This is a genomic window from Enterococcus sp. DIV2379 (genome assembly GCF_050542965.1).
Classification (GTDB): Bacteria; Bacillota; Bacilli; order Lactobacillales; family Enterococcaceae; genus Enterococcus_D; species Enterococcus_D entomosocium.
Genome location: NZ_CP172938.1, coordinates 916781 through 933224 on the forward strand (window position 1 = coordinate 916781; position 16444 = coordinate 933224).

Below are 16444 nucleotides of genomic sequence, written 5' to 3' on the forward strand. Positions count from 1 at the left end.
AGTAAAAGACAAAAAACCTCTCTTCTTAGTATTCTAAGCACCAAAGAATTGGTTCATTGCTTGAATAAAAGGAGAAAGGACTGGTAGATATGATCTATCTATTTGTCTTGTAAATACAGCGTGTTTTCTAAGGAACCGTCAATTACAACCGTTCCCAAAATCCCTGGGCAAACCCAGTAATAAATTCATAAAGAGCCGGCAGTATCACAGAAACACATAGGACGATAAAGACCATTTTCTGAACAGGTGTTAATTGTTTGAGGAAATGGTCTTTTGTGAACAGTAAATACACGATACAGATAACAGCAAGTAGTTGCAATAGATCAAATAAAATGGACAAGAAGATCACCTTTTCTAATTAGATTATATGGATGTTAGAATGATGGATTGTCTTAGTATAGAACAAAGATTTGAATGATATTGTTCTGAGAAAAACGTGAAGATCAACGTTTATAAAGAAACGGTATTTCGACACCGAAGAATGCGAAGATACCGCTTAAAAGAAAGTAAGTCAATAAGCCTAAATAAAAAAGGACTTTCCAATTCAATTTCTTTTTCATTTGATCCACTCCTTTTGTGTATCATAGCATAAAAAAACGATAATATAAATAAATAATGTTAAGATGCAAATATGCATTTTTAGCAAGTGTAAGCTCTCTCAAGCTACATTTTCGCTATCTTGAAAAACCTGAGCTAAAATAGAAAGAGGAACAAAATCATGGCTCACTTTGATTTTTTAAATGAACAACGAGTCGAAAGAAGGAGACATTTCTTTGAAAAAACCATGGATAAAACGCAAAAAGAAACAAAACGAAAATGAATTATTAACGGAACAGTCCGTTCAAGTCGAGCAAAGTCAAACGGGAGAGGAGCTGCAAGAAGAAGCGGAGTTTACTTCTTTTTTTGCGGATGTCATGATGCGAATGCCGAAAAAATCGGCTGCCCTTGTGATGAAAGGCTATGACGGATCAAAAGCCCAAGCGGAAAAAGTGTTAGCGAAAAGCAAGGATCAATTTGATCAGGTGTTTGAAGAGTTTTTGGTTGGCGTAGATGATGAAACGCGGAAAAAAGCCCACCGCACGATCCATGCGGCTTCTTTGACGGCGGCGATCATCGGCTGTTCACCGATTCCTTTTTCAGATGCAGTGTTACTTGTGCCGGTTCAAATGACGATGATGGCACGTTTGTATCGCATTTTTGGGCGAACGTGGCGTGAAGGGTTAGCGAAGAGTATCTCGAAAGAGTTAGTGGTGGTGAGTTTTGGACGCAGTGCCGTTGGCAATATCTTGAAATTTGTCCCAGCAGTCGGCACCGTTGCTGGAGCTGCGATCAATGCCAGTGTGGCTAGTGGTATCACCGAAGCATTAGGCTGGGTGACTGTCAAGATGCTGAATGATGGGGAAGATGTGTTTGAGCAAGTGATGTCCTTTAAAGGCCAATTTCACACGCTGTTCAATGCGTTGAAAGTTGGCAAGAAATCCAAGTAGGTCAAAAAGAAGAACGAAGCAGGTCCATCAAAAGACGACTTGCTTTTGTTGCTTCTTTTTCTTCACAGCAAAAAATACTTTTTAAGGAGTGAGTAAAATGAAACAACGAGTGACACGGGAAGAAGTCAAAGAACGGTTGGTCACCGATGCGTATTTTCAAAAAGGTCGTTCTGCTTTGAAGACCCGCCAAACGATTTTGACGATTCTTGCTTGGCTGATGGTCTTGGTTCCGTTTGTCTGGCTGGCCATCCCGCTGACTTTACCGAATCTAGCGGATCGGATCGCCTTTCGGACATATCTGGAAGAAGCAGTGACTTTTGATTTTTTGGCGTTGTTCCTAGGAATTTCTTTTTTGGTCTCGGTTCTGACATTTACTTTGTTGACCTTGAGGAACAACCGGCGTTTCAAACGATTGTTGCAAAAGCAATCGATGCATGACGAAGTTGCCTTAGAAAAACGCAAAGAAGTATTAGAAGCTTTTTACGAAGAACGCTTCGGAACGAAAGAAGAGCGTCACGCTGCCAAGTACTATGCCGTTACTCCTGAGCAAAACATTGGAGAAACGGAGATCCAAGAACTTTTCCGTAGAAATGGGGTGGGCTGATGGTTGTCAATTTTGATACTGGGTTCCCGTGGTTGGATACATTTTTAACGGTTGTTTTAATGATTCTGTTCACGTATCCCATTTTAGGCGGCTTTGCTTGGTTCATCGGGGTGATCTGCAATCGTTTTTTGTTCCGCTATCGTCAGTTAGAGTGGATACCGATCCCCGAAGAAATCGAGCCGATGATCACCATTATGGTACCGGCTCACAATGAAGAAGTCGTAATTGAAGACACGATTCATTATTTAATGAACAATCTAAACTACAGCAACTATGAGGTGTTGGTGACGGATGATGGCTCAACGGATCAAACTCCTGTGATACTAGATCGATTGATGGAACAGTACCCGAATCTAAGGGTTTTGCGTATCGAAAAAAACCAAGGGAAAGCCCATGCCTTTAATATTGGTGTAGGGTTTGCTAAAGGGGAATTGATTTTGAGCAACGACGCAGATACGGTCCCTGAACCTGATGCATTGTGGAAATATGTCAATTATTTCATCCGCCAAGATTCCATCAATATCTCTGCCATTACGGCGAATATGGACGTTCAAAATCGCACAACGATCGTCGGGAAATCGCAAACCGTTGAATTTTCAAGTATCGTAGGAATTATCAAACGAACCCAGCAAGCCGTTTTCGGCGTCATCTATGCCTATAGCGGTGCCAACACAATGTATCGTAGAGCCGCATTGATGGATGTTGGTCTCTTTCGACAAAATCGTGCCACGGAAGATATCAGTATTGCCTGGGACCACCAATTCCATGGTTGGTTGTCATTATTTGCGTCACGAGTGATGTTTTTCATGGAGGTGCCAGAAACACTCAAGATGCTCTATCGGCAACGGAAACGTTGGGCGAAAGGCGGAACGGAAGTGTGGTTGACCAATTTTAAAAAAGTTTTCTTACACCCTTTTGAAAATATCGGACGAACCGCCATGTTTGTGGATCAGTCCTTAAGTATTATCTGGTCATTCTTTTTCTGGTTGTCTTCGGCTTTGTTTGTTTTTTATCTGATTTATTATGGGGCAACTGGGAATTACGAGCGGATCTACCATATGTTTACGATGGCCTTTCTCTTTGTTTGTTTTGAGATGATTGCAGGGGTCATGCAGCTATTTACCAGCCTTTTGGCGGATGACAACCGCAGCAAGCTGAAGTATTTCCGCTTTGCCCCTTTTTACATGCTGTTTTACTGGATGATTAATGCCATAACGATCGTCACTACCTTTATTCCAGCCGTCAAAACCATCCTTGGCTACGGTAGCGGCGTTTGGGTCAGTCCCGAGCGAACGGCGAAAAAAAACGAAGAATCTTAACGAGTTCACCTTTCCTAGACAATAAAAACAAGTCTGAGTTTTCTTCAGACTTGTTTTTTTGCCATTAAGGTTCAGAAAGATAGTAAATCTCACGATTTTGGTAAGGATAACGAGTTTGTGAAAATTCGAAGGGCCGCCCGTCGGAGAGACGAGCAACTTGTTCTAATTCTAAGATCGGATCATTGGGATCAACTTCTAAATATTTGATATCATAGGAATCCGCTTTGTCGGCACGGATTTTACGTATGGCGGGGCCTATTTTGAGGTGTAAGGAATCAGTGATATATCGATAGATCGAGTGTTCAAGGATCGCCATATCAATATCGGGAATGGTTTTGATGGGCATGATCGTGTACTCCAATTCAAAGGGTTCGTTATCAACATAGCGCAGTCGTACGATATCATAAACAGGTTCGTTTTCTCGCAAGGACAAGTAATCCATTTCGTTGGCTTCTGGGAAACGAACATTGAAACTAATGATTTTACTTTGCACTTTATGCCGCCCGCCATATCGGTTGACTAGACCGATATACTCATTGATCTGTCCTTGGTAGGTCGCTGAATTGACATAGGTGCCATGACCTCTTTTGGTGGAAATCAGGCCTTCTTGCTTCAGTTGATTTAGCGCTTTTTGGATCGTCATTCGCGAGGTTTGAAATCGTTTGGCTAACGCCGTTTGTTCCGGTAGTTTTGATAAAGCTGGAAAAACACCTTCATAAATATTCGTCCGCAACTGATCAACAATCTCTTTGTATTTTGTCATAGTCATCACTCCTTATGTAAAGAAATTCATGGACTTGAGTTTTGTTTGAAGGGGATAAAAACAAGGTATATCATTAAAGAATCAACTGCAATTCAAATGTACAGAAAAAGCTTTACATGTGTGTTTGAAAAATTTACATGCCGATTTCACCTAATTATAATAGGTTTTGTAAGCGAATACAAATGATGGAGGAATCACTATGACAACATTTTATTGGGGGAACAGTGTCAGCAGTATGCAGACAGAAGGTGGTTGGAATGAAGGTGGTAAAAGCTTATCCGTTTATGATATACGGGAAGCTTCGGAACAGGCTAGCGATTGGCATGTAGCAAATGATAACTATCATGCGTATACAGAAGATTTTGATTATATGCAAGATTTGGGGATGAACATGTATCGTTTTCAAATTTCTTGGTCAAGGGTCGTTCACGATGGAGATGGTGCCTTTAATGAAGAAGGGATCGCCTATTACGATCGTTTTATTGATGATCTGTTAGCTAGAGGAATCGAACCTATGATTTGTTTGTACCATTTTGATATGCCCCTGCATCTAGCGAAAACCTATAACGGTTTCATCAGTAAAGAAGTGAAGGACGCATTCATTCGCTTTGGAAAAGAAATGGTGGATCGTTTTGCGGATAAAGTCCATTATTGGTTAACCTTTAACGAACAAAATCTTTTCCACCAAGACCATGGTTTTAAGATCAGCGGCTATTTAGAAGGGGAAGAAACAACAGAAGAATTGTATCAAATTTTCCACAATGTCATGGTTTGCCATGCAGAGATCTGTAACTATCTTCATGAAACAACAAATGCGAAGATTGGCGGCATGCTGGCGTATTCTGAAGCGTATCCAGCGACTTGTCGTCCACAAGACATCAAAGCAGCAAGAGAGTTTGATGAATTTGCGAATTTTACTTTATTAGATTGCTATGCGCACGGCAAGTATTCGGCAGCACAAGACCGATACGTGAAAAATCATCAACTCAATATGAATATTTTACCTGGGGAATTAGAAGCGATCGCAGCGCAGAAAAATGATTACATTGCCTTTAGCTATTATGCTTCTTCTACCTTGAACGCTGAAAAAATCCCTGAAGGAACGCCGCCAAATCGGTACATGACTTTTGGAAAACAAGACAATCCGTATATTGAAACGACGGAATGGAATTGGCAAATTGATCCGCTCGGCTTCCGTGATGTCTTAAATAAAGTCTATCAGCGGTACCGGTTGCCAGTGTTTCCGATTGAAAACGGAATTGGTGTCAGAGAGCATTGGAATGGCAACGAACCGATTCAAGATGATTACCGGATTGCCTACCATCAAGAGCATATTCGAGCGATGTTTGCAGCGATGGTGGAAGATGGAGTGGTCTGTCTTGGTTATCTTGGCTGGGGACTGATCGACATTTTGAGCTCTCAAGGTGATATGGAGAAACGATACGGACTTGTGTATGTCAATCGTGGCAATCATGAGTTGCGAGATATGAAACGTGTGCCGAAAAAATCGTATGAATGGTTCAAAGAAGTGATCAAAACGAATGGTAGTACGATCTATACAAACCCATATGCAGAATAGGAGGAACAGAAAATGGCAGCAGAAAAGCGCACGTTTTTAGATAAATTTACAGAGTTTTCGGTCCGTCTCGGCAATCAGGTTCATCTCAAAAGTCTTCGTGATGCGTTTGCGACCTTAATGCCTGCCTTTATTATCGCAGGGATCGCTGTGTTGTTTAATAATGTCTTCTTTCCGTGGTTCTTAGAAGGGGCTGCCTTGGCGCGAATGCAAGTGTTTGGCAATTCCATCACCAATGGAACATTGAATATCGCCGGTTTGCTGATTGCTCCGATGATCGCCTACTTCCTTTGTCGCAACAAAAATAATCCAAGCGCTATCAATGCAACTTTTGTGGCAACGACTTGCTTAGTGGTCATGTTGGCGATGGCTCATGCCGTGATGCCAGAAGGCGCCCAAGCAGAAGTGACCATCAGTGGTGTGATGCTGTTTGATGATGTCGGGACCAAAGGGATGTTTTCTGGAATCATTTGTGGGCTAGTTGCCACGGAATTATTTATTCGGCTATCAGAAAACAAGCACTTAAAAATCAATTTAGGGGATCAAGTTCCTCCTGCTGTCAGCAAATCCTTCAGTACGTTGATCCCTGCTATTTTAGTGATTTCCTTCTTTGCCGTAGTTGCGACCGTGCTAGCAGCATTTGATACCGACCTGATTCAAATCATTTCAACAGTGATCCAAGAACCACTGCGTTTATTGAACACATCGATTTTTGGTTTCTTGATCATCTATTCAACGGGCAACTTTCTGTTTACTTTAGGCATTCACCAAACCGTCATCAATGGCACCTTGTTAGATCCGTTGCTGTTAGTCAATATGAATGAAAACATGCAAGCCGTGCAGGACGGTGCTGCGCCGCCCAATATCTTAAATTCAGCATTCGTGACGGTTTTCGCACAACTAGGCGGGACTGGATTTACGATCAGTTTGATCATTGCAGTGCTCTTATTCGTCCGCAATTACCAACCTTTTCGGGATGTCGTCAATCTATCCTTAGCTCCGGGTATTTTTAATATCAACGAGCCAATCATCTTTGGTTTACCGATCGTCTTCAATTTACCAATGATCATTCCCTTCGTTGCAAGTCCAATTGTTGCGACGTTGATTGGCTACTTTGCTACCGCAGTAGGATTCATTGAGCCACTTTCAGTCATGGTTCCTTGGACGACACCGCCAATTCTTAGTGCATTATTGGCATCAAAAGGGGATTTTAAAGTTGTTTTGGTTCAAGTGATCATCATCGTCGTCTGTGTAGCAATCTATTTTCCATTTCTAAAAATCGCTCAACGGGTTGCAATCAAATCTGCTGAATTGGAGCGGGCAGAATAAAAAAAGGGAATCCTATATTATAGTGACCTACAAAAGTTAGATCAAAATTCTAACGTTTTGGGGTCACTATTTTTTGAGGTGATTTTTTTACTAAGTTTCTATTTTAAATTTTAATTAAATGGTATACTATCCCAAAAGGAGCGACTATGAAACTATCAGAAATGCAAAAAGCGATTTATCAAAACAAGATTGATCACCAATTCAATGTCACCAATATTGAAAAAGAGTTTTTGGCTTTATATGGTGAAATAGGGGAGGCCTTTGATGCCTATCGGAAGCAACAAGAGGTAGGAGAAGAATTGGCGGATGTGGCGATTTATCTTCTTGGGTTAGCAGAAATCCTTTCCATTGATCTCGAAGCAGAGATTCATAAAAAATTGGCCGTCAACCAAAAGCACCGTTATATCAGTTATGGCAATGGCTATGCAAAACGAATCGATGATTGATACACGCACAAAAATTAGTGGATTCTTCGAGTATAGGCTCGACCGAAATAGAAAGGGAAGCAGGAGATAGGATGGAAAAGAACGTAAGCATGCGTGAATTAACAACGGCAGATTTAGCAGAAGTCGTGGACCACTATATTGCTGTATTTTCAGCAGAACCATGGAATGACCAATTGACAGTGCCGCAAATCACCGACTATGTATCATCAATGATGGCAATGAATACTTTTATTGGTTATCGACTAACAAACCGAGCATCGAATGAATTGATTGGTCTTTCATTGGGCTTTATCAAGCCCTGGTATCAAGGAAAAGAGTATGTGGTCGACACCTTTTTAATTACAGGCACGCACCAAGGAAAGGGCTTGGGTTCCACTTTCTTAGAAATGATCAAAGAGGATCTGCTCAAGAAAGAGATTCCAACGATCCTGTTAGATACCGAAGAAAGTATGCCCGCAGCGGATTTTTACAAAAAGAATGGCTTTAAACCGTTACCAGATAATGTGAGCTATTATTTATCTCTAGATTAATTCAAGCATGTCAATAACTAAAAAGTCTGCAAAAAAATCGCAGGCTTTTTAGTTATGCACAGTTTCAACAGGTTTATCCACAATATATTGTAGGAACGTGTTTTCGCCTACTAAATATTGTGTTTAAGACCCGTTGGAATAAGAAACTGTCGCTTCTTTTGAGGAAGAGTTTCCCTTTATTGCATTGATGGTAGTCATTCGGTGATTTTCAAGGTGAATTGACAATGGTTGAGATAGAAAGTATCATAGCCTGCTTTTTTTTCGATTACAATAAAGACGAGACTCGCCACCCTTCGGCGAAGCCTCGTCTTTATACAGATCAACAAAAAAAGAAAACGCAGGATTCTACGCTTTCTTTTTCTGTTCTTCTTTTTTCTTGTCTGTGGTCGGTACGGAATCTAGGGCTTTTTTGAAAATCTCTTCTTTTTTCGTTTTGTAGTTATGTTGTCGTTCAGCATAAACTTTTTCTTTCGTCTTTGTTTTCATACTCGGTCACCTCTTCCTTTTTTTTAGTATAGCATAATTTCACAAACTTATGCAAATTCTTGGTTTTCTCCTTGGTATTATAAACTTTCGTATGAAATACATTGTGAAAATATTTCTTTCGGTAGAAGTGAGGGACTTCTCTATCAAAAAATTCGTATCCAGTTGGAAGCGATGTAACAGGATTTCATCATAGCGTCGATCACACTGGTAAAAGAAGCATTCTTTTTGAAAAAACTTTTTTCACAGAATCCCGTGTGTAAAAAAGGAATGATAAATGGGTGATTTTAGTATCGATTTTTGAAAAAGGGGATCAGGAAAGAAATGTTATTCAAATAACAGTCTTGATTTTCAAAAAGTGGGTTTGTTTGTAAAAAAAATCCTGTTTTTATTCGCGAATTAAAATAACGTTGAATGAAATAGCATTTTTTTGTTGTTTATAGAAATCTTTGTAAATATAGTGCCAACGGTCAGCGTCAAAGAGAAAGTGATTAAAAAGAATAACGCAGGAAAATAAATGACACGTTTTATTAAACGCAAATTAAAAAAATACAAAACGAAAACAATATCAAAAAATATTAATTTTTGTTAAAATGGGGTACAGGGGGTGTTTTATTGGAATCTCGGAAAATCAAACGGAAGCGTTTAGTGAAACAAAAACGGTCCCTTTTCGTACAAAAAGGATTGGGTATCACAGCAGCGTTAGCATCAACATCAGGTGTCTTTACGTCTCTTGCTCATGCGACCGAAACGACGAACGCTTCGTCATCAACCAACACAACTGCTACTCTTGCCAGATCGTCAGCTGAAACGGCGATCAATCGACAATTTAAAACAACAGCTTCACTGAATGTTCGTTCAAATGCTTCAACAAGTGCCTCTATCGTAAGTGGTGTAGGAGCAAATACAACAATCACTGCGGTGGCTCAAAAGAACGGTACCTCAGTGAATGGCAATACAATATGGTATAAGCTATCAACAGGCGGCTGGATCTCAGGGGCTTATGTGAAGAGCACCTCAGGCTCTTCTTCTGCCAATACAGGCTCGTCCAATTCGTCGTCTTCTTCATCGGAAAAAGCAATTTCGAAATCAGTGAAAACGACTACTGCATTGAACGTCCGTTCAAATGCAACGACAAGTTCTAGTGTCGTACGCGGTTTGAGCAGTAATGCGACAGTACAGGTCGTTGCACAAAAGAGTGGGACATCGGTGAATGGCACGACCACTTGGTACAAATTGTCCACAGGCGGTTGGATCACGGCAGCCTATGTCAAAGATGTTTCCAGTAGCTCCACAGGCAATAGTTCTTCTGGCGGCAATACAAGTGTTTCTGCAGAAACGGCTATCAGCAAGAACGTGAAAACAACAGCGGCATTAAATGTTCGTTCGAGTGCGTCAACAAGCGGCAGTGTCGTTGGCAGCCTAAGCAACAGCACGACGGTGAAGGTCGTTGCCCAGAAAAATGGCACATCCGTTGGCGGCACCAATGTTTGGTACAAAGTATCGACTGGTGGCTGGATCACAGCGGCATATGTGCGTGACGTCACGTCTAGTTCTGGAAATACAAGTAATAACAATAATTCAAACACAGGTTCAAACAATACTGGTTCATCAAACGGCTCAAGCAATGCGAGTGAGCAAGCCATCAATAAGACGTTCCAAACAACCACTGGGATGAATGTGCGCTCAAATGCATCGACTTCTGCAAGTGTGGTCAGCAGTTTGGACAGTAATGCGACCTTCAAAGCAGTGGCTCAAAAACAAGGCACGTCAGTCAATGGCAATACCACTTGGTATAAGTTATCAACTGGTGGCTGGGTATCTGCAGCATATGTCAAAGAAGTCAGTGCGACGACTCCTGGCAACAATAACAACGCAGGCAATACTAATGTTCCGATGAGCGTGAACGGAGCAGCGATCGTTGCAGAAGCTAGAAAACATATCGGCACTCCTTATCAATGGGGAGGCAAAGGACCAGATGTCTTCGACTGTTCTGGGTTTACACGCTACGTCTTCTTAAAAGTGACGGGCAAAAACATCGGTGATTGGACAGTCCCACAAGAAAGCGCAGGGACGATCATTCCTGTCTCGCAAGCACAAGCTGGCGACTTGCTGTTCTGGGGTCAAAAAGGGAATACCTACCATGTAGCGATCGCTACAAGTAATACAAGCTATATCCATGCGCCAAGCACGGGTTATACAGTCACCGAAGCACAATCAGGCTTTTCGACTGCTAGCTTCGCTCTACGCGTGAAATAAATATTTTATTGAAAAGGCAAAGGGTTTGTCCTTTGTTAGAAACGCCCCTAAGAAAGCTGCAATCAGTTTTCTTAGGGGCGCTTTTTGTGCTGGGCGCAGATCTTCTAAAAGGTGGGACTTTGCCCTTGTTTTTTTGACAAAAAGGCCGATTTGTCAAAATCACTTGATTTTACTAGTACAAATTTTTGTCAAAAAAAATAGTTACTGATACCATAAAAACGTACCAATATTAGGAGGGATCTACATGAGATATACGAACGGAAATTACGAAGCTTTTGCAAGAAGCAGAAAACCGAAAGATGTCGAAAAGAAAGAAGCCTATATTGTTGGTGGTGGATTAGCAGGACTTGCTGCGGCAGTCTTCTTGATCCGTGACGGCCATATGGCGGGTGAGAAAATCCACGTCCTTGAAGAACTTTCTTTATCAGGCGGTTCATTAGACGGAAAATTCATTCCCCATGATGGATTTGTGACCCGCGGCGGTCGAGAAATGGAAAATCATTTTGAGTGTCTGTGGGATTTATTTCGCTCGATTCCGTCTTTGGAGGTGGAAGATGCTTCGGTGTTAGATGAGTTTTACTGGTTGGATCACGATGATCCAAATTCGTCTAACTGTCGGATCATCCACAATCGCGGCCAACGAGCAGCAGATGATGGAGAATTTACCTTGTCTGCTACAGCACAAAAAGAATTGACTCAATTATTTATGACTTCAGAAGATCAATTGATCGGGAAAAAAATCGAAGATGTTTTTGGCGAAGAATTCTTTGAATCCAATTTTTGGCTATACTGGTGTACGATGTTCGCCTTTGAAAAATGGCATTCGGCGATTGAAATGCGTCGCTATGTGTTGCGTTTTGTGCATCATATCGATGGCTTGCCTGATTTTACCGCGTTAAAATTTACCCGTTACAACCAATATGAGTCATTGGTCAAACCACTACTTGCTTATTTGGAAGAACAAGGAGTCGACTTCCAATATGAATGCACAGTCAGCAATATCGATGTTCGGATCGTGGGCGAGGAAAAAGTTGCTCAAAAACTTGTGCTAGAAAAAGCGGGGGCAATCGAAGAAATTCCTTTGTCAGAAGATGACTTGGTCTTTGTTACCAACGGATCGATCACTGAAAGTTCCACGCAAGGGGACCATTATACTCCAGCGCCTATCTCAAAAGCACCTGGTGGTAGCTGGCGTTTATGGAAAAACTTGGCGGCGCAATCGCCTGATTTTGGTCATCCAGAAGTCTTTTATGAAAACTTACCTGAAGAAAGCTGGTTTGTTTCGGCAACTGTCACTTGGCAAAATTTTGATGTTGAACCTTATTTAGAAAAATTGACCCATCGCAAGTTGCGAACAGGCAGAATCGTCACTGGGGGGATCATCACCATCAAAGATTCCAATTGGATGATGAGCTTTGCGACCCATCGCCAACCGCACTTTAAAGAACAAAAAGACCAACAAACGATCACATGGGTGTATGGCTTGTTGTCAAATACGCCAGGAAACTACATCAAAAAACCAATTGAGCAATGTTCTGGACAAGAAATCGTGCAAGAACTGCTTTACCATTTAGGCGTGCCGGAAGCAGAAATCCAACGCATTTCAAAAGAATCAAGTGTGGCAGTTCCGGTTTACATGCCGTTTATCACTTCCTACTTCATGCTGCGTGAGCCAGGGGATCGGCCATTGGTTATTCCAAATGGCTCCAAAAACTTAGCTTTTATCGGTAATTTCGCAGAGACTGAAAGAGACACTGTTTTTACAACAGAGTATTCCGTTCGGACTGCAATGGAGGCTGTTTATCAGCTATTAGATGTGGAACGCGGGGTACCAGAAGTGTTTGCTTCCGCTTATGATCTGCGTACCTTGGCCAAAGCTGTCTATTATCTGACCGATAAGAAAAAAATCACGGAAATGGAGCTACCATTTATCGAACGGAAACTATTGGAAGGCTTCGTTAAGAAAACCGAACATACCTACATTGGCGATCTGTTGAAAGAAAACCATTTGATTTAATTAAAACACAACGACGACGAGGCGAAAGAAACTGCTCGTGGTCGTTGCGTTTTTTCATTTACTTTTTAGTGTTGTTTAGACGAATCCTTATTCCTCAGATAAAATCCGTACTTGGATCTCTGTCAAATAAGCTTGCTCGTTGCTAAGGGTCGTTTCATGGATCGATCGTTCATAGAAGTAGTCATCGATTTGCCATTGGTGCGCTGCAATCAGCTGCTTGAGTTTTTGATAGAACTGCTTCAATCCTTCGTCATCCCCCTGATAAATGGTGGTAAAATAGCAACCTGCCGGTTTCACGAAGGAAGCTCGTTGTGGTTCTTCTTGCCGCACATAAACGTAGTCGATGTCCTGCGTATTGTCTTTGTTCGTCCGAATCATAAAACCGTATTCGTTATTCGAGAAAAGATAAGGCTGTGCCATCAAAAGGTCGTAGGCTTGGGTGATCATCTCTGGGATGCTGCTGCCGTTTAATCTAGGACTAAGGGAGAAATACTCCTCTGGCAGTTCCTTCAAGGTGAAGGGGGAAGTTTTTTCTGCAGCCAGACGCAAGTCCGCTGCTTTTCGTTCGATGATTTTTTGGATGTTGGTCAACTGCTGAATTTTTTCATCGATGGTTTGCCGCTTGGCTTCCAATAAGTTTCTCATGGTCTCGGCATCCCCCTGCAACGCTGTTTGAATCTCTTTTAAGGGCATCGATAATTCTTTCAATGACAGGATCAATCCGAGATCCAAAAGTTGATCAAGGGAATAATACCGGTACCCGTTCTCGTCTTTGCTGTTTGGTTGAAATAGCCCAATCTCGTCATAATAGTGGAGTGTCCGAGGATTGATTCGCGCTAAGCGTGCCATTTCCGATACTTTTAATTTGGTTTTCATGGCGCTCCTCCTTGACTTTACAGTTACTGTAAACTTTATACTAAAGATAGTCAACTACTGGGAGGAAGATAGAATGAATAAACAAGTAACATATCGACCATTTAAACGAGAAGATCTGCCTGCGCTTGTGCAAGTAATTATTGATAGCTGGAACTACGACAAGCAATTTGACCCGAAGACCGCCAAACACTTTGCTCATGTCTTTTTGTGTTATGAACTTGCCCGTGCTACCTATTCACGTGTGGCTCTTTTAAATGGTGAAGCTGTCGGTATCTTATTAGCAGACAGTAAAAGAGGGAAGAAGCTTCATCCAATGCGCTATTGGGGGAAAACGATGTGGCATGCTGGCTGCTTAATGCTTTCTAATCAAGGGAGAAACACGCTGCTGCATTATGCCAAAGAGGTGGCTGAGTTAAATCAAGCGATGTTGAAAGACTTACAAATTCCTTTTCAGACCGAAGTTGGTTTGTTTGCCGTTAGTCCCAAAACACAAGGATTGGGTGTAGGCAAGCAACTCTTTACTTCCTTCTTAGCGATGGTCCAGCATGATAAAACAGCTCCGTTTTTCCTTTATACCGATACCACTTGTAATTACGGTTTTTATGAGCATATGGGCTTGAAGCGGGCAGCTGCTGTGAAACGCTGGATCAAAAAGCCGATCAAGAAGGAAATCGAGTTTTATATCTATACTTCCTAAGAGTGCAGCGATGCACTCTTTTTTTCATTGGCTAGTATGGTAAACTGGAAGCAAAGAAGGACAAGAAAGCTGTTTTCGTTTTATGGAAACGGCGCTTGTTTTGGTCGAAAGCGATGGATCAATTCGCTTTCGTAAAAAGGATGGGGAATGGGAAAGGATGGTTTATTTGGAAAAAAAGCAGATTGGGTTTATTTTAAGTGATATCGATGGGACGATCTTGGATCATAAACATCAAATCGATCCGGTTTTGATTGAAGAAATCAAACGGTTGAAGCAGCAAGCGATTCCTTTTGTTTTGGCTTCCGCTCGCTCCCCGAAAGGAATGCTACCGATAGCTGAAGAATTAGAGATAGAAGACTGGCCCTTGGCTTGCTACAACGGTGCCCTGATTGGACGGTACGATCATACGGGTACGCTTGTACCAATATTTAGTCATGAGGTCAAAAAAGCAGAAGCAAAGACTTTGGTTGCTCGCATCAAAGCTGATTTTCCTGCCGTTTCGATCAATGTCTACTCTGGTGATCAGTGGTATTGCGAAAGAGTGGATCAGTGGGCACAGGCAGAAGCGGCGATCACCAAAGAGACCCCTTTGGAAACTTCATTGGAACAACTGTTGGCACAAGAAGCTTTTGAGGTACATAAGTTTCTTTTGATCGGCACAACGGCAGAAATCCAAGCGCTTCATGCTGCCTGCCAGAACGCTGACTTTTTAGAAAGCGCCTTTTATTTATCCAAAGAGAATTATTTGGAAGTCACTCATCAAGCTGTGGGAAAAGATAAGGTGCTAAATGAATTAGCGGCCTATTTCCAAGTGCCGCTGGCGCAAACCTTAGCGATCGGCGATAATTTTAATGACCTGCCAATGATTGCTTCAGCCGGTATCGGTGTTGCGATGGAGAATGCGCCCGATTTGGTCAAAGCAAAAGCTGATTTTGTGACGGCTAGCAATACAGACCATGGGGTTGCTGATGCATTGCGGCGATTTGTCACAGAATAAATAAAAAAACTAGGTTTTTTGAACAAATTGATTGACTTTCATTTCTACTCTCCTTAAACTTTTAGCTATACCTAAAAAGGTAAGTGTTTGTTGGAAAGAAGGAGAAAAATGAATAAGAAGATCGAGAAGACATTGACCAAATTTGCCGAGCCGTTGGGGCTCTCAGTTGATACTTCCACCGGGGTGATTTATGGAACGTATCATAGTTATAAACTTTTTTTAGTTCAAGAGAATAACAATAGTTATTCTCTTGTGGCTCATTTTTCCCTTAGCAAAGAGGGGGAACTTCCGAACCAAGAAGAAGTCAAAGAAGTTTTAAGTGAGTCAAAAGAGATCACCGACTGTGTGATCCAAGGATATCAAGTTGCCTATACATTACGCGGAGCGATGACTGCAGGGAAAACTGTGGACAAGATCCGTACTGCATTGGACCAATTGACAAATTTCTTGAAGACGAAAGGTTACCAAAATGCTTGTACCTTCTGCGGAACGATCACTGAGCCGGTTTCGCTGTATGCTATTGGCGGCACTCCCGTCATTGCGTGTGAAGCTTGCTTTAAGAAACAACAAGAAGCGGTCCTTGCACAAGAACGGGAAAAAGGGCAGAAAAAAGAAAATTGGCTAGCTGGAACAGTGGGCGCGTTTCTTGGCTCACTGATTGGTGCCGGCGCAATTATTTTATTAGGACAACTGGGATATGTAGCTGCATTGTCTGGAATCGCAATGGCGATCTGTGCCATCAAAGGGTATGAATTATTAGGTGGAAAACTCAGTACAAAAGGTATTATTAGTAGTATCATCGTCATGATCATTATGGTCTATGTCGGGAATCGTATCGACTGGTCGATCAGTGTAGCGAATTATTACACGGACGTTGATGTCTTCTACGCTTTCCGTATTTTACCTGATTTGATTCGTGAAGGGTATTTGGAAGCGAGTCAATATTACGGGAACTTAGGTCTGGTCTATCTCTTTACGGCGATTGGGGCTATTCCAACTATTATCGCTGCGGTACGAGAGGGTAAAGTGACGCGTCAAAGCTATAAAATGGAGTAATCCAC

The 16444-nt window shown here is 41.8% G+C and carries 16 protein-coding genes; 12 read left to right on the forward strand and 4 right to left on the reverse strand.

Annotated elements, in window-relative coordinates; all coding sequences use genetic code 11:
- Positions 1–142: 142 nt before the first annotated feature.
- Entirely contained in the window at positions 143–340 is a 198-nt protein-coding gene (locus tag IGI92_RS04165; RefSeq protein WP_194188516.1) for a hypothetical protein, read from the reverse strand.
- Between the two features lie 400 nt (positions 341–740).
- Between IGI92_RS04165 and IGI92_RS04170 the strand changes: the two genes are divergently transcribed.
- The 3 genes from IGI92_RS04170 (at position 741) to IGI92_RS04180 (ending at position 3410) form a co-directional block, all read left to right on the forward strand.
- A complete protein-coding gene (locus IGI92_RS04170; protein WP_016613772.1) occupies positions 741–1487 on the forward strand; it encodes a YcjF family protein in 747 nt (248 codons plus the stop codon).
- Positions 1488–1584: 97 nt separating this feature from the next.
- Positions 1585–2091, forward strand: a complete 507-nt coding sequence (locus tag IGI92_RS04175) for a hypothetical protein (protein ID WP_430608160.1) — start codon at positions 1585–1587, stop codon at positions 2089–2091.
- Complete coding sequence (locus IGI92_RS04180) at positions 2091–3410, forward strand: glycosyltransferase family 2 protein (protein ID WP_005237369.1); 1320 nt, start codon at positions 2091–2093, stop codon at positions 3408–3410. The genes IGI92_RS04175 and IGI92_RS04180 overlap by 1 nt, the downstream gene beginning before the upstream one ends.
- A 64-nt stretch (positions 3411–3474) precedes the next feature.
- Here the strand turns inward: IGI92_RS04180 and IGI92_RS04185 are convergent, their stop codons facing one another.
- The gene (locus tag IGI92_RS04185; protein ID WP_034868333.1) at positions 3475–4173 is read right to left on the reverse strand and encodes a GntR family transcriptional regulator; all 699 of its coding nucleotides are present in this window, start codon (positions 4171–4173) and stop codon (positions 3475–3477) included.
- Between the two features lie 199 nt (positions 4174–4372).
- Here IGI92_RS04185 and IGI92_RS04190 point away from each other — a divergent pair, with 199 nt between their 5' ends.
- The 4 genes from IGI92_RS04190 (at position 4373) to IGI92_RS04205 (ending at position 8054) form a co-directional block, all read left to right on the forward strand.
- Complete coding sequence (locus IGI92_RS04190; RefSeq protein ID WP_005237367.1) at positions 4373–5752, forward strand: glycoside hydrolase family 1 protein; 1380 nt, start codon at positions 4373–4375, stop codon at positions 5750–5752.
- Between the two features lie 12 nt (positions 5753–5764).
- Positions 5765–7078 carry a PTS sugar transporter subunit IIC gene (locus IGI92_RS04195; protein WP_429946602.1) on the forward strand — a complete coding sequence of 438 codons (1314 nt, stop codon included), beginning with the start codon at positions 5765–5767 and terminating at the stop codon, positions 7076–7078.
- A 146-nt stretch (positions 7079–7224) separates the two neighbouring features.
- Entirely contained in the window at positions 7225–7524 is a 300-nt protein-coding gene (locus IGI92_RS04200; RefSeq protein WP_430608163.1) for a MazG-like family protein, read from the forward strand.
- A gap of 71 nt (positions 7525–7595) precedes the next feature.
- Entirely contained in the window at positions 7596–8054 is a 459-nt protein-coding gene (locus IGI92_RS04205; RefSeq protein ID WP_008377253.1) for a GNAT family N-acetyltransferase, read from the forward strand.
- Positions 8055–8399: 345 nt separating this feature from the next.
- Here IGI92_RS04205 and IGI92_RS04210 read toward each other — a convergent pair whose 3' ends face one another.
- Entirely contained in the window at positions 8400–8540 is a 141-nt protein-coding gene (locus IGI92_RS04210; RefSeq protein ID WP_005237363.1) for a hypothetical protein, read from the reverse strand.
- A gap of 612 nt (positions 8541–9152) precedes the next feature.
- On the opposite strand from IGI92_RS04210, the gene IGI92_RS04215 reads away from it, so the two are divergent.
- Both IGI92_RS04215 and IGI92_RS04220 read left to right on the forward strand, forming a co-directional pair.
- Positions 9153–10796, forward strand: a complete 1644-nt coding sequence (locus IGI92_RS04215; protein WP_430608165.1) for an SH3 domain-containing protein — start codon at positions 9153–9155, stop codon at positions 10794–10796.
- Positions 10797–11040: 244 nt separating this feature from the next.
- Entirely contained in the window at positions 11041–12813 is a 1773-nt protein-coding gene (locus tag IGI92_RS04220; RefSeq protein WP_086299175.1) for an oleate hydratase, read from the forward strand.
- A gap of 87 nt (positions 12814–12900) precedes the next feature.
- On the opposite strand, the gene IGI92_RS04225 is transcribed toward IGI92_RS04220, so the two are convergent.
- Complete coding sequence (locus tag IGI92_RS04225) at positions 12901–13689, reverse strand: MerR family transcriptional regulator (protein ID WP_430608167.1); 789 nt, start codon at positions 13687–13689, stop codon at positions 12901–12903.
- A gap of 73 nt (positions 13690–13762) precedes the next feature.
- Between IGI92_RS04225 and IGI92_RS04230 the strand changes: the two genes are divergently transcribed.
- The 3 genes from IGI92_RS04230 to IGI92_RS04240 all read left to right on the forward strand — a co-directional run bounded on the left by IGI92_RS04230 (position 13763) and on the right by IGI92_RS04240 (position 16439).
- On the forward strand, positions 13763–14386 hold the full coding sequence (locus tag IGI92_RS04230; protein WP_086299177.1) for a GNAT family N-acetyltransferase: 624 nt from the start codon (positions 13763–13765) through the stop codon (positions 14384–14386).
- Between the two features lie 157 nt (positions 14387–14543).
- A complete protein-coding gene (locus tag IGI92_RS04235) occupies positions 14544–15383 on the forward strand; it encodes a Cof-type HAD-IIB family hydrolase (protein WP_144330729.1) in 840 nt (279 codons plus the stop codon).
- Between the two features lie 108 nt (positions 15384–15491).
- Positions 15492–16439 (forward strand): hypothetical protein, encoded by a 948-nt coding sequence (locus tag IGI92_RS04240; RefSeq protein ID WP_016613784.1) that lies wholly within the window; start codon positions 15492–15494, stop codon positions 16437–16439.
- Positions 16440–16444 lie beyond the last annotated feature (5 nt).

Excerpts from the sequence above, each read along its gene's own strand:
- IGI92_RS04170 (WP_016613772.1), top strand. The coding sequence starts at position 741 with ATGAACAACGAGTCGAAAGAAGGAGACATTTCTTTGAAAAAACCATGG.
- IGI92_RS04175 (WP_430608160.1), top strand. The coding sequence starts at position 1,585 with ATGAAACAACGAGTGACACGGGAAGAAGTCAAAGAACGGTTGGTCACC.
- IGI92_RS04180 (WP_005237369.1), top strand. The coding sequence starts at position 2,091 with ATGGTTGTCAATTTTGATACTGGGTTCCCGTGGTTGGATACATTTTTA.
- IGI92_RS04185 (WP_034868333.1), bottom strand. The coding sequence starts at position 4,173 with ATGACAAAATACAAAGAGATTGTTGATCAGTTGCGGACGAATATTTAT.
- IGI92_RS04190 (WP_005237367.1), top strand. The coding sequence starts at position 4,373 with ATGACAACATTTTATTGGGGGAACAGTGTCAGCAGTATGCAGACAGAA.
- IGI92_RS04195 (WP_429946602.1), top strand. The coding sequence starts at position 5,765 with ATGGCAGCAGAAAAGCGCACGTTTTTAGATAAATTTACAGAGTTTTCG.
- IGI92_RS04200 (WP_430608163.1), top strand. The coding sequence starts at position 7,225 with ATGAAACTATCAGAAATGCAAAAAGCGATTTATCAAAACAAGATTGAT.
- IGI92_RS04205 (WP_008377253.1), top strand. The coding sequence starts at position 7,596 with ATGGAAAAGAACGTAAGCATGCGTGAATTAACAACGGCAGATTTAGCA.
- IGI92_RS04210 (WP_005237363.1), bottom strand. The coding sequence starts at position 8,540 with ATGAAAACAAAGACGAAAGAAAAAGTTTATGCTGAACGACAACATAAC.
- IGI92_RS04220 (WP_086299175.1), top strand. The coding sequence starts at position 11,041 with ATGAGATATACGAACGGAAATTACGAAGCTTTTGCAAGAAGCAGAAAA.
- IGI92_RS04225 (WP_430608167.1), bottom strand. The coding sequence starts at position 13,689 with ATGAAAACCAAATTAAAAGTATCGGAAATGGCACGCTTAGCGCGAATC.
- IGI92_RS04230 (WP_086299177.1), top strand. The coding sequence starts at position 13,763 with ATGAATAAACAAGTAACATATCGACCATTTAAACGAGAAGATCTGCCT.
- IGI92_RS04235 (WP_144330729.1), top strand. The coding sequence starts at position 14,544 with ATGGTTTATTTGGAAAAAAAGCAGATTGGGTTTATTTTAAGTGATATC.
- IGI92_RS04240 (WP_016613784.1), top strand. The coding sequence starts at position 15,492 with ATGAATAAGAAGATCGAGAAGACATTGACCAAATTTGCCGAGCCGTTG.